Annotated in this window: 11 protein-coding genes; 6 read left to right on the forward strand and 5 right to left on the reverse strand. The window is 40.8% G+C overall.

Annotated features, from left to right (window positions below; all coding sequences use genetic code 11):
• The first annotated feature begins 2 nt into the window (after nucleotides 1-2).
• Nucleotides 3-413, forward strand: a complete 411-nt coding sequence (locus ABE954_RS06805; RefSeq protein WP_042845154.1) for a DUF6691 family protein — start codon at nucleotides 3-5, stop codon at nucleotides 411-413.
• Nucleotides 414-496: 83 nt separating this feature from the next.
• Here the strand turns inward: ABE954_RS06805 and metK are convergent, their stop codons facing one another.
• The gene (metK, locus tag ABE954_RS06810) at nucleotides 497-1,648 is read right to left on the reverse strand and encodes a methionine adenosyltransferase (RefSeq protein ID WP_042845152.1); all 1,152 of its coding nucleotides are present in this window, start codon (nucleotides 1,646-1,648) and stop codon (nucleotides 497-499) included.
• Nucleotides 1,649-2,363: 715 nt separating this feature from the next.
• Here metK and speA point away from each other — a divergent pair.
• Nucleotides 2,364-4,268 (forward strand): biosynthetic arginine decarboxylase, encoded by a 1,905-nt coding sequence (gene speA, locus ABE954_RS06815; RefSeq protein ID WP_048607955.1) that lies wholly within the window; start codon nucleotides 2,364-2,366, stop codon nucleotides 4,266-4,268.
• A 531-nt stretch (nucleotides 4,269-4,799) separates the two neighbouring features.
• Nucleotides 4,800-5,720 (forward strand): agmatinase, encoded by a 921-nt coding sequence (speB, locus tag ABE954_RS06820; protein ID WP_042845149.1) that lies wholly within the window; start codon nucleotides 4,800-4,802, stop codon nucleotides 5,718-5,720.
• Between the two features lie 159 nt (nucleotides 5,721-5,879).
• Here speB and ABE954_RS06825 read toward each other — a convergent pair whose 3' ends face one another.
• Nucleotides 5,880-6,626 carry an SDR family oxidoreductase gene (locus tag ABE954_RS06825; protein WP_042845148.1) on the reverse strand — a complete coding sequence of 249 codons (747 nt, stop codon included), beginning with the start codon at nucleotides 6,624-6,626 and terminating at the stop codon, nucleotides 5,880-5,882.
• Nucleotides 6,627-7,142: 516 nt separating this feature from the next.
• Here ABE954_RS06825 and ABE954_RS06830 point away from each other — a divergent pair.
• On the forward strand, nucleotides 7,143-7,922 hold the full coding sequence (locus ABE954_RS06830) for an acetoin reductase (RefSeq protein ID WP_042845147.1): 780 nt from the start codon (nucleotides 7,143-7,145) through the stop codon (nucleotides 7,920-7,922).
• Between the two features lie 65 nt (nucleotides 7,923-7,987).
• Here the strand turns inward: ABE954_RS06830 and ABE954_RS06835 are convergent, their stop codons facing one another.
• Complete coding sequence (locus tag ABE954_RS06835) at nucleotides 7,988-8,863, reverse strand: alpha/beta fold hydrolase (RefSeq protein WP_042845145.1); 876 nt, start codon at nucleotides 8,861-8,863, stop codon at nucleotides 7,988-7,990.
• A gap of 163 nt (nucleotides 8,864-9,026) precedes the next feature.
• Here ABE954_RS06835 and ABE954_RS06840 point away from each other — a divergent pair, with 163 nt between their 5' ends.
• Complete coding sequence (locus ABE954_RS06840; protein ID WP_042845143.1) at nucleotides 9,027-9,275, forward strand: Pathogenicity locus; 249 nt, start codon at nucleotides 9,027-9,029, stop codon at nucleotides 9,273-9,275.
• Here ABE954_RS06840 and ABE954_RS06845 read toward each other — a convergent pair.
• Complete coding sequence (locus tag ABE954_RS06845) at nucleotides 9,272-10,003, reverse strand: TerC family protein (RefSeq protein ID WP_042845141.1); 732 nt, start codon at nucleotides 10,001-10,003, stop codon at nucleotides 9,272-9,274. The two genes, ABE954_RS06840 and ABE954_RS06845, sit on opposite strands and share 4 nt — an antisense overlap.
• 76 nt (nucleotides 10,004-10,079) lie before the next feature.
• Nucleotides 10,080-10,763: a DNA mismatch repair endonuclease MutH gene (gene mutH, locus ABE954_RS06850; protein WP_042845420.1), complete on the reverse strand. Its 684-nt coding sequence runs from the start codon at nucleotides 10,761-10,763 to the stop codon at nucleotides 10,080-10,082.
• A gap of 939 nt (nucleotides 10,764-11,702) precedes the next feature.
• On the opposite strand from mutH, the gene sgrR reads away from it, so the two are divergent.
• Entirely contained in the window at nucleotides 11,703-13,382 is a 1,680-nt protein-coding gene (gene sgrR, locus ABE954_RS06855) for an HTH-type transcriptional regulator SgrR (RefSeq protein ID WP_048607951.1), read from the forward strand.
• Nucleotides 13,383-13,408: the final 26 nt, after the last annotated feature.

The following is a 13,408-nucleotide window of genomic DNA, read 5'->3' on the forward strand; positions in this document are numbered from 1 at the left end:
GAATGCCAATTATAATTGCACTGATATCAGGAATATTATTTGGTTTAGGTTTGGTGATAGCGGGGATGGGAAACCCGGCTAAAATTCTATCCTTTCTTGATATTACGGGGAATTGGGACCCGTCCTTACTTGTCACAATGGCAGTGGCAATGGTGATTAGTGGGGTTTCCTATGTTTTTATCAAAAGAAAACGAGTAAGTATCCTGAGTTGTCCATTACAAATACCAACTAACCAAATAATTGATAAAAAGCTGATTACGGGCAGCGTGTTATTTGGTGTTGGATGGGGGCTTGCAGGTATTTGCCCAGGACCTGCCTTGCTATTAACAGGAATGGGGGTTACTCAAGGGGTTATATTTACGTTAGCTATGATAGCAGGAATGGCAATTTTCCAATTTACACAAAAAAATTAAGCCATTTATATGACGATATTATCGACAATAAAAACCCATCATTAGCAGATGGGTTTTTTACTTTACGGTATTAACTAAATAAATTATAAGCCAGCGGCACTGCGCAATAATTCAGCTTTATCCGTTTTTTCCCAAGGGAATTGCGAACGACCAAAATGGCCATATGATGCAGTTTGCTGATAAATTGGGTGTAGAAGGTCAAGCATATTAATTAAACCGTAAGGGCGTAAGTCAAAGAATTCACGTACTAATTTAATTAATAACGATTCATCTACTTTAGCCGTACCAAATGTTTCGACCATAATAGAGGTTGGCTCAGCGACACCAATAGCATAAGAAACTTGGATCTCGCAGCGGTCTGCAAGCCCTGCAGCCACAATATTTTTTGCAACATAGCGTGCAGCATAAGCCGCGGAGCGGTCGACTTTAGAAGGGTCTTTACCAGAAAAAGCACCACCACCATGACGAGCCATACCACCGTATGTATCAACGATGATTTTACGGCCAGTCAAACCACAGTCACCCATTGGGCCCCCAATGACAAAGCGACCTGTTGGGTTAATAAAATATTTAGTTGCAGAACTTAACCATTCAGCAGGAAGAACAGGTTTAATGATTTCTTCCATTACGGCTTCGTGCAGGTCTTTTTGTTGAATTTCTTCAGAATGCTGAGTGGATAAAACCACCGCATCAATACCGACAATTTTATTGTTGTCATATTGAAAGGTAACCTGACTTTTTGCATCTGGACGTAACCAAGGTAAGGTGCCATTTTTACGTACATCTGCTTGGCGTTGAACTAAGCGATGTGCATAAGTAATTGGCGCTGGCATTAATACATCAGTTTCATTAGTGGCATAACCAAACATAAGACCTTGGTCACCTGCACCTTGTTCTGATGGGTCGATACGATCAACACCTTGATTGATATCAGGTGATTGTTTACCAATGGCACTTAAGACCGCACATGAATTGGCGTCAAAGCCCATTTCGGAGCTGGTATAACCGATTTCGCGAACCGTTTTGCGTGTGATTTCTTCAATATCAACCCAAGCACTGGTGGTGATTTCTCCCCCAACCATCACCATACCTGTTTTGACGTAGGTTTCGCAGGCAACGCGAGCTTTCGGGTCTTGTTCTAGAATAGCATCAAGTACTGCATCAGAGATTTGATCAGCAATTTTATCTGGATGCCCTTCTGATACAGACTCAGAAGTAAAGAGATGTGTAGCCATGAGATTAATACCTTAAGAATTCGCAGATTTATAATTGGATGTTTTAACATCTAGACGTCTATTTTAGTCTCATACAGCAAAAATTTCTACCTCTATTTATACAAAAAACGGCTAGAGCACAAAACAACGACCCATAAAGTTTTATCTCAATTTAGTTATTTTGGTTTTGCTTTTTGAGCGTAATAGATGTATAAACAGCGACCGTAACGGATGGTTGTTATTTCCCGTTATATACCAGCAGGTAAAATAAAATCCCTGCTATCTATCAGGAATGTTTATAAACTTTTGAATTTCAATAAAAAACAAGGTGATATAGCTTAAATCAACAGGTCAACCTGCCAAAATAGTGCTACAACATTGAAATTTTAAAGGGTTAAACAGTTATATTGGGGGTTAATGGGGAATGAACCATAATCTACTGAATAACAGTATCCAACCGTCATTTGCGGATCGCCGCGTGACATTGGCGTTTACTTTCCTGTCATTCTTTACTTCATCACGAAGTTACCGTCACATCTCTAATACACCTTTGAGGCTGAGTCATTAATTTGTCAGCTTAAGGTCGTATATTGTCACTGTTTAGATGTTCTAAGCACTTTTTATTAAAATCTGAGTATTGCCGTTTCCCCGACATAACTGTCTTGTCGTGCCATGTCGTAATTACATGCATCGGAAGGAGAACGCGTCACTCACCCCTCCATATTAGGAGTTTGTTATGAATGATAATATCGCTCGCAAAATGCGCCAGACTTACAATATTGCGTATTGGGGTGGTGGTTACTATCAGGTGAATGAGCGCGGAAATGTCTGTGTTTGCCCTAATCCTGAAAACCCTGACACCTTTGTTGATTTAGCTGACCTTGTAAACGAGGTCAAAGAAGAACAACAGCATTTACGTTTACCTGCTTTGTTTTGCTTCCCACAAATTCTACAGCATCGCCTTCGCTCAATAAATGCGGCGTTTAGACGTGCTCGTGAATCTTATGGCTACAAGGGGGATTATTTCCTTGTTTATCCTATCAAAGTCAACCAACAACGCCGTGTGATTGAATCTTTAGTCAATTCGGGGGAACCATTAGGGCTAGAAGCGGGCTCTAAAGCAGAGTTAATGGCTGTTTTAGCCAATGCAGGCAAAACACAGACAGTGATTGTTTGTAATGGTTATAAAGACCGTGAATACATTCGCTTAGCTCTGATTGGGGAAAAATTAGGTCACAAAGTTTATCTGGTGATCGAAAAAATGTCCGAAATTGAGATGGTACTCGCAGAAGCTAAAAGCCTTGATGTCACTCCACGCTTAGGGGTACGTGCCCGTCTTGCTTCGCAAGGGTCTGGTAAATGGCAAGCTAGTGGTGGTGAAAAATCCAAATTTGGTTTGGCTGCGACTCAAGTATTACAGTTAGTCGAAATCCTGCGTAATGCAGGTCGTTTAGACAGCTTGCAACTGCTTCATTTTCATCTGGGTTCTCAGATGGCAAATATTCGTGATATTGCCACGGGGGTTCGTGAATCCGCGCGTTTTTATGTGGAACTACATCGTATAGGCGTCAATATTCAATGTTTTGATGTGGGCGGTGGTCTAGGTGTTGACTATGAGGGGACTCGCTCCCAATCTGATTGCTCAGTTAACTATGGTTTAAATGAATACGCTAACAACGTGATTTGGGCTATTGGTGATGCTTGTGAAGAGTTTGGGTTACCACACCCAACGGTTATCACTGAATCTGGCCGTGCGTTAACGGCGCATCATACCGTTTTAGTTTCCAATGTGATTGGTGTAGAGCGCAACGAATTTACTAAGACATCACCACCAAATGAAGATGCCCCGCGCTCACTTATTTCATTGTGGGACACATGGGAATCGATGCAACATCAAGGGAATAGCCGCTCGTTGCGTGAATGGTTACATGATAGTCAGTTTGACTTACAAGAAGCGCATACCCAATACGCACATGGTGTTTTAGATTTAACTCAACGTGCATGGGCTGAAGAGTTGTATCTTAATATTTGCCGCCGTATTCAACAAGATTTGGACCCGAGTAACCGTGCTCATCGTCCAATAATCGATGAACTTCAAGAACGTATGGCAGATAAGTTCTATGTTAATTTCTCCTTATTCCAGTCATTACCAGACTCATGGGGTATTGACCAAGTTTTCCCTGTATTGCCGATTGAGGGGCTAGATAAACCATTAGACCGCCGTGCTGTATTGTTAGACATAACATGTGATTCTGACGGTATTATTGACCATTATGTCGATGGCGATGGGGTTGAAACCACCATGCCAATGCCTGCTTATGACCCAGAAAACCCACCAATGATTGGTTTCTTTATGATTGGGGCATATCAGGAAATTTTAGGCAACATGCATAATTTATTCGGTGATACCGCTGCGATAGATGTATGGGTTGATAGCCAAGGTAATGTGCGTTACTTACAAAGTGAAGAAGGCGACTCCGTGGCTGATATGCTGCAATACGTTAAACTGGTTCCTGAAGTATTATTAGAAAGCTTTACTGAGCAAGTTAAAGGGACGGGGCTGAGTGAGCAGCTACAGAAAGATTTTGTGGCAGAGTTCGAGAACGGGTTGTATGGGTATACTTATCTCGAAGACGAATAAGTTATCCAATGCTCGTCATATTTCGTGCCGTGGCGGTGTTGGCTGCACTCGGCTACTCGGGTCACATACTTGTGTATGCTCCCCGAGATATCCTTGTTTGCCGCCTAGCCACAACACGAACTATTTAGAGCATTATGCACGTTATATTTTGTAGAGTGGCGGTGTTGGCTGCACTCGGCTACTCGGGTCACATACTTGTGTATGCTCCCCGAGATATTCTTGTTTGCCGCCTAGCCACAACACGAACTATTTAGAGCATTATGCACGTTATATTTTGTAGAGTTGTGGTGTTGGCTGCACTCGGTTACTCGGGTCACATACTTGTGTATGCTCCCCGAGATATCCTTGTTTGCCGCCTAGCCACAACACGAACTATTTAGCGCATGAGTTGAGAGTATTGCAGATAATAACTTTGTGCAAATAACATGATTTGTTTATTATTTATACTGTGCGAAGTTAATTAGATAAAAACCATTCGAATCGAATATTAAAAGGGCTTGCTAATAGGCAGGTTCATTTTGAGGAACAGAAATGATTAATAGTACTTTAGGCAATCAAGTTGATAATTCACTGGTTTCTAACGCATTTGGTTTCTTACGTTTTCCGCTGAATTTTCAACCTTATAGTTCAGATGCCCAGTGGGTGATCACAGGTGTACCATTTGATATGGCGACGTCAGGGCGCGCTGGAAGTCGTCATGGCCCTGCGGCAATTCGCCAAGTTTCTACTAATCTTGCATGGGAAAGCCATCGTTGGCCGTGGAAATTTAAATTAACCGAGCGTTTAAAGGTGGTTGACTGTGGGGATGTTGTGTTTGCTTTCGGTGATGCTCAAGACATGTGCGATAAACTGCAAGCTCATACGGAAAAGCTACTTGAATCGGGTAAACGTTGCTTAACATTTGGCGGTGACCATTTTGTGACACTGCCGCTGTTACGTGCTCATGCAAAACACTTTGGTAAAATGGCATTAGTGCATTTCGACGCTCATACTGACACTTATGGTAATGGCAGTCAGTATGATCATGGCACTATGTTCTATCATGCGCCGAAAGAAGGGCTAATTGACCCAACCCGTTCAGTGCAAATCGGTATTCGTACTGAGCACGATAGTGACAACGGTTTTACAGTGTTAGATGCAGCGCAAGTCAACGATCGTGGAGTAGATGACATGATCGCGCAGATTAAAGATATTGTTGGTGACATGCCAGTATATTTGACATTCGATATTGACTGTCTTGACCCAGCGTTTGCACCGGGAACAGGGACACCTGTTGTGGGTGGCTTAACCTCAGACCGTGCATTGAAATTGCTGCGTGGTTTACAGCCATTAAATATTGTGGGTATGGATTTAGTGGAAGTGGCTCCCGCTTATGACCAATCTGAGATTACTGCATTAGCGGCGGCATCCATTGCATTGGAAATGTTATATATCCAAGCATCTAAAGAATAATGTATTTATTTCTATTTTAGAATCAAAGCCACCAACTCGGTGGCTTTTTTTAGGTTGCGAACCAACGCTATGCTTGCATGAGGTTTTATTTAAAATGGCGCTGCGGTTTGGTTTTGCATTTTTTCCTAAAACGGATTAACTTTTTTCTCCTAACAAGTCTTATTTGCATACGGAAACGCCTCCATCCACATATAATGATGTTCCGGTTATAAAACTTGATAGTGAACATGCTAAAAATAACGCGGAGGATGCGATTTCCTCAGGTTCAGCTAACCGTTTCATCGCGTGTAAATTTGCTGCCCATTCACGTTGTTGTTGGTTGCCTGCCATATCGGTATTTACCCCACCGGGTAGAATGACGTTTGCCCGAATATTCTTATCTGAATAGTCCACCGCGATACCTTTAGCTAACGCCAGTAAAGAGGATTTGGCTGTTCCATAACTGCACATCCCAGGAAGACTGATACTATTACCAACAAAACTTGAGGTGAATATAATTGACCCTCCCCCTGATTTAACCATTAAAGGTATTTGATTTTTAGCGCCCAAAAATGCGGCTGTAGAGTTTATAGTTTGAACCTGTACCCACTCTTCAAGGCTGAACTCTGCTACTGGTTTCATTGGGCCTACCATGCCAGCATTATTTACAGCGATATCCAATCGTCCAAATTCTTTTGAAACTAGGTTTATCAGGTTGAAATGTGTCTCTTCTAAGCAGATATCTCCCGCATAATAAATTGCAGTTCCTCCTGTGGCATTGATCTCATTAGCCACTTCGCTAAGCTCCGCTTTTCGTCTACCGGTCAGGCACACTGAAGCTCCATTTTGAGCAAACATTATTGCGATAGAGCGGCCAATACCAGAAGATGCCCCAGTGATAATTGCAGTTTTACCGTTGAGTAGCATGTTTATCCCTCATTTTTCTATGGAGCCCTCAAAATAAAGGGTTTTAAATCAGGAAAAACTCGGCTTATTGCTTTTTATTTTGGTTTAAAACAATGTGTTGTTGTGTGAAATTTATTCGCTTTGCAGGGACAAAGAAGATTAATGTTACTGAAATCGTTAACATTAATCGGTATATAGGGAAACGCCAGGGTGGAACTGAGAGAATAATTGAAACGTATGAGCCCCAATTCGATTTTAAATTTCAATTAATTGTGTATTAATTAAACATAATACAAGAAATCGCATTTTTTGTTTATTATATTGATAATGATTTTTATTAACAATCATCTTTGAATTTCATTATTTATCCCTTTTTCTTTGGAAAATCAAAAGTATTTATTAAGTTAATAGTTAAATATATCTAATAAATAGAGAATGACAGAAGAAAATCTTTACTTTGTAACTTATTGTTATTATTGCTAACTTATTGTTAATGGTGGACTAGTCATTTTGACTATTATTCAGTAGGAGAACAGTATGGCGTTAAATAATAAAGTCATTTTAGTTACTGGTGCGGCACAAGGAATTGGTCGCGGTATTGCATTACGCTTAGCAAAAGAAGGTGCCAATATCGCACTGGTGGATTTGAAAAAAGATAAACTTGAAGATGTTGCAAAAGAAATTGCAGCCTTAGGTCGTAAAGTGACAACATTTGCCGCAGATATCAGTCAACGTGACCAAGTATTTGCTGCGGTAGCTCATGCAGAAGCAGAGTTAGGTGGTTTCGATGTAATGATCAACAATGCAGGGATTGCTCAAGTTAAGCCAATCGCTGATGTTCGCCAAGAAGATATGGATTTAATCTTCAAAATTAACGTAGATGGCACTATGTGGGGCATCCAAGCGGCTAGCGAGAAATTCAAAGAGCGTAAGCATAAAGGTAAAATCATCAATGCTTCCTCGATTGCAGGCCACGATGGTTTCGCTATGTTAGGTGTGTACTCAGCAACTAAATTTGCGGTTCGTGCGTTAACTCAAACGGCGGCAAAAGAATATGCAAGTTCAGGTATTACGGTGAATGCATATTGCCCAGGTATTGTGGGTACAGATATGTGGGTTGAGATTGACGAACGCTTTGCAGAAATCACTGGGGCACCAAAAGGCGAAACCTACAAAAAATATGTTGAGGGTATCGCACTGGGTCGTGCTCAAACCCCTGATGATGTAGCAGGTTTAGTGGCATTCTTAGCCAGCGATGACTCTGATTATATTACAGGTCAATCAATTTTGACTGATGGCGGGATTGTTTATCGCTAATTCACATATGTGATATCAAAATTGAACTGATAGCCGCGTTGATTTATTCAGCGCGGCTTTTTTCATTAAGCGGCTTGCTTCTTAATATTAGTTAAAATAGCGTCTGCTTGTGTCCAAAGCAATGAACCGCCTTCTTGAGGATATAAGTAGCGGTTGCAGTTTAAAAAACGGCTGGCCAACACTTCACCAAAATCAGGGGAATGTACTGTGCTCATATCCAACTCGCCGTACCATAAGGAGGTAGGACATTGAATATTTTCAGGGGTAAAGCCCCATTCTTGCAAGGTGATTAATAAGTCTTGTACATATCCTTGGTTACCTTGAGCAAAAGCGCGCTGAATACAACTTGTATAGGCTGCAAGAAATTGTTCTTCATTGTACAGTTGTTGGTCTATTTCTGCACTGCAATTGAGGATAAAAGCTAATAGCCACTCTCCTGTTACATTCTTAAGTAGCCAATCGGATAAATTATCAGGCGTATTAAGCGCTTGTTCCTGCATATTCACAACATCGGCCGTTAATTTTGCGCGAGTATCTGGGTATTCAAATTGGTCTTGCCCAGAAACAATAGACAGTGAATTTGGCTGGCAATAATAGGCAATGGCCATCGCAAAGACCGCACCTTGGGAAAAGCCAATTACAGAAAAGGTATCAATAGATTGCTCATTTAAAAGCGCTTGGATATCCATAGCAAAACTTTTTAATGATTTTTTTGTTTGGAAGGTGGAGCCCCCAAGCCCTGCGCGTTCAGGAACAATTAAGCGAATATTTAATTGTTGCAGTAAATCTAACCCAAAGCCCAATGTGCCACTCATACCTGCTCCAGTACAAAAAATCACGGGGAAACCTGTTTTGGGGCCTGATTCAAACCAACACAATTGACGACCATCGGCTAACGTCATCGTATGTTGATGTAGATTGGTCACTGGAACGTTATACATATGAATTCCTAAGATAAAGCAAGTTTGGGCTGGGTGATAAGATAGGTCAGTTAATAATTATTCAAACTGGCATTGTTATAATTGCGATTTTAAAGTATTAAAGAGGTAAATTGCAAAATATTAGCTTAAATAATTATTGGGTAATTAGTATAAAGAGGGTGATATGGCATTTTCCGAGTCAGAAAAGCAAATTTTATTGGCTGTTAAAGGGGTTGGTCCCATGGTGATAAGCCGCTTAGAGCAAATGGGGTTTAGCTCATTAGCTCAATTAAGTGAAGCTTCTTATGATGAAATTTTAATTTCAGGAGCCGCATTAACAGGCTCAAGTTGTTGGAAAAATAGCCCTCAGGCCAAGAAAGCCGTTGAGGGGGCTATCTTGGCAGCAAAGCAAGCGCTTGGAACATCAAGTTAATGGGGGGGATGTTTTGTTTTCCATTTTTTACTGCGTAAAATATTAAGTACCTGTACTGCCATTGAAAAGAACATAGCAAAGTAAATATAGCCTTTTGATACATGGACTTGGACGCTTTCGAGTATCAGCGTAAAACCGACTAATATTAAAAAGGATAAGGCTAAAATTTTCACTGACGGATACCGGTCAACAAACTCCCCAATAGGTTTGGCGGCAACCATCATAATTAATACTGCAATAATTACCGCCGCCATCATGATGAATAAGTGATCTGACAGCCCAACGGCCGTGATCACAGAATCTAGACTAAAAATAATATCTAACAAAGCAATTTGTACGATAGCCCCCCAAAATGAGCTAATGCGCTTACTGGCAAAACTATTCTCATCTTCTCCTTCAATAGTGTCGAAAATCTCTTGGCTAGCTTTCCAAATGAGAAAAATGCCTCCTGCACACAAGATTAAATCGCGGGCAGATACCATATGCTCAGCAATGCTAAAAAGTGGTGTGGTGAGTCGTGATAACCAAGCTATTGAGGCAAGTAACGCAAGACGCATTACCATTGCTGCTATCAGCCCAGTGCGCCTTGCACTATTTTGTTGGTGGGCAGGGAGCTTGCTGACGACAATACTGAGGAAAATAATATTATCTATGCCTAATACAATTTCTAATATTGTTAGTGTAGCCAGTGCCATCCACGCATTAGGGTCCAATATCCACTCAAACATCTTTGTACCTTCTAAATCAAATAAATAAACAGTGATAATTGTTTATCGTCTGCTTTGGTACAGGCGATGGGGGTTGTTAAGCAAGATTAAAATGCCGCGCTAATAAAGGCGCAGTGAAATCTTTCTTAAGGTAAAAACCACGTGGTAATGTCATGATTGGTTGACCAAATTCACCAATCGCTTCAGTTAGTGCTTTATTATTTGCTGCTTTGGGGCGAATTTGTAGTACTTGGCCATGCCGTGCCGTAATGGTTTCTACTTTACCTAACACGATGAGGTCCATTAACTCCTCCCAATCTTGTCGTAGCAATTGTTCTTCAAAAGGAGAAGGGCTCCAAATTAAGGGGTTAGCGACGCGCCGTTGGGCAAGAGGGATTTGTCTCTCTCCCTCGATTGGGAACCATAAAATTCGCGATAGCTTACGGCGTACATGGCTATTTTCCCATGTTAAACCACTGTTGCCCGTTAATGGTGCTACAGAAACGAAGGTGGTTTCTAATGGAACGCCGTGGCGGTCAATTGGGATGGTTTTTAATTCAATACCAATATGAGCGAAATCTTGTTCTGCTTTGCTACCTGCGCTGGCACCTAAAAAATACTCCAATAACATCCCAACCCAACCTTTGTCTCGTTTAAGATTAGGGGGAATTGGGATATTGGCTATTTGAGCGAGCTGACCCAGTGTATAGCCCGCGAGTGCTTGAGCCCTATTCATAAGGGTTGCTTCGTTTTCAGGTGGTTGCGGTGGTATAAATGGCATCATGATTTGGGTATTAGTGTGTAAAAAACGAACAAAAATAAATTGCTGAATGAGGTGAGTATAACACTTTATAGCTATAAATTTTAACTATATGAAATATATGATAATATCATTAGTTATTTACGTATATTAAAAACGATTTTAGAGGTTATTAAAGTTCCTCCCAAGATAATCACAGGATCATGCACTAGGTTATCCACAGGATTTCTGGATAACTGTTAAAAATAGGGAGCACTGTGTGCATTTACAGGCTTGACGAAACGTTTTTTTTGAAGTTTATCACAAAAAACGAGTGAGTTAAGCGCATATGTTGTGGATAAATACCTCGTTGTTTGATCTTTGTTCAGTTAGACTCCTAAGCGATTTAGTTAAAAAATTAACCAGTGGATAAAGTGGTGTTTTTGATTTTATTTGATTGATTTACCAATGTTTATTAGTTTCTGTTTTTTTTTGATAAAAAAAGGCGCTGGGGATATACCCTGATTACCATAGGGTTGTTAACATAGATATCCACAGAAAAAGTGAATAACATCCATATTATTGGCTTTGGCTGTTTATAACTATGAATGATTTACTTTTCAAAGACTACTTGCCAGTGAATTTCTTACGGTATAATTATTTAAGTGAAGTGTAGAATTGTGACTATATCGATAATAAATAATACGCAAATAGCTAACCTCTAAATAGTTTGCGCCATAGCGAGATGACGAGGGAAGGTAGCTTGGGGGCGAACACAAGTATCTGATTGGAAGAGAGAGTGAAGCCTGAAAAAACAGGGCAAAAAAAAGCCGGCGAACCGGCTTGGTGATAAAACACCATTACTCTAAATGGGGGAGTTGGTCAGCAATATGCAAACCAAACGAGCTACTTACTGCTAACTATTATCGCTTGGTTTTAGAAAATTAAAATTGATGCATTTTTTGCCGGAGTTCCTCTTTTATGTCTAATTCACGCTTACAAAACCAATTCATCCGCCTTTGGCAACACTTTCAGGGGCAAGATAGTGAAACTACTCTGCAAAATATTGCAGATACCTTGTTTTGCTCTAGACGTCACGTTCGTACACTACTTAATAATATGCAATCTAATGGTTGGCTTAGTTGGCGAGCAGAATCAGGCCGAGGTAAACGCTCTACGTTAATCTTCCATGTAAATGGCTTAGAGTTACAGCAGGCGCAGGCTGAGCAATTACTAAAAGAGGAAAGTATAGAAAAGCTGGTGGCTCTTGTCGGTGATAAAGAAACTATTCGTCAAATGGTACTATCTGAATTAGAGCGCAGTTATCGGCAAGGTAAAAACTTACTACGCATTATCTATTATCGTGATTTTCCGGCGCTTTTACCTGGTGCGCCAATGCGTCGCTCAGAAATTCACTTAATGAGCCAAATTTTTAATGGGTTAACCCATATAAATGAGGAAAAAGGGGAAGTCGAAGATGGTTTAGCACATCACTGGCAGAGCATTAGTGATACTCGATGGCGCTTTTATCTACGCCCCGCAATTTACTTTCACCATGGAAGAGAAATGGTGGTAGATGATATCATTTCGTCACTATTACGCTTAAAAAGCTGCTGGCCGCTTTTTTCTCATATTCAATCTGTGTCGTCTCCCCAGCCTTATGTCATTGATATCACCCTCAGCAAGCCCGATAAGCAGTTGCCTTGGTTATTAGGTAGCCATCATGCCGCTATTCTACCTAAAGAATGGGAAAGTATAGAAAATTTTAGTCGTTGCCCTATCGGTACAGGCCCTTACCAAGTTGAAAAAAACTTGCCACAAAAACTGACTATTTCGGCTTTTGACCGCTATTTTGGCTATCGAGCGCTACTTGATGAAGTGACTATATGGGTGGTTCCTGAGCTATCAGAGCAAATGGTGTGTACCACATTAAAAATGGATGGCGATACACATCACAATGATTCATTGGAAAGTCGCATGGAGGAGGGGTGCTATTTCTTGCTGATGGATCAGCGTTCAGAAATTGCTCAACGTGAAGATGTCCGCAAGTGGCTATGCAGCTTTTTAACGCCAGTAAACTTACTTGCTCATTGCGAGCCGTTTTACCAGCGTCACTGGGCGCCTGCTTATGGTTTGTTATTACATTGGCACCATAGCAAAATGCTGACTTTATTTCCTAAACCTGCTGACCTAACTGAACTGACAGTCACCTTTTATCATCATCACCATGAGTTTTATGCGATAAGCCAAATAATGAAAAGGGTGCTACAAACACAAGGTGTTGAGCTTAACATCAATATTATTGATTATGATGATTGGTTTAATGGGGATGCGCCAAGCGATATTTGGTTAGCCACGGCAAACTTTTTTAAGCCACTGGAGTTTTCAATTTTTGCTACCCTATATGAAATGCCGCTATTACGTCAATGTCTTGGAAATACACTGGAAAATGAACTTTGTTTATGGAGAACTCACCAATTAGACGTTGAATCTTGGTGTGAAAGTTTAATTGACTCACAAATTTTCCATCCTATTTTTCATCATTGGCTTGAATTACAAGGTCAACGCACAATGCGTGGCGTTCGCATGAATACCTTTGGCTGGTTTGATTTTAAATCTGCTTGGTTTAAGCCTTCTGAAGATGTTCCTCGTCTTGAATGATGAGGCTTTACGGCGTTAGTGAGGGG

The sequence above is a fragment of the Providencia sp. TYF-12 genome (assembly GCF_041344805.1).
Taxonomy (GTDB): Bacteria; Pseudomonadota; Gammaproteobacteria; order Enterobacterales; family Enterobacteriaceae; genus Providencia; species Providencia huashanensis.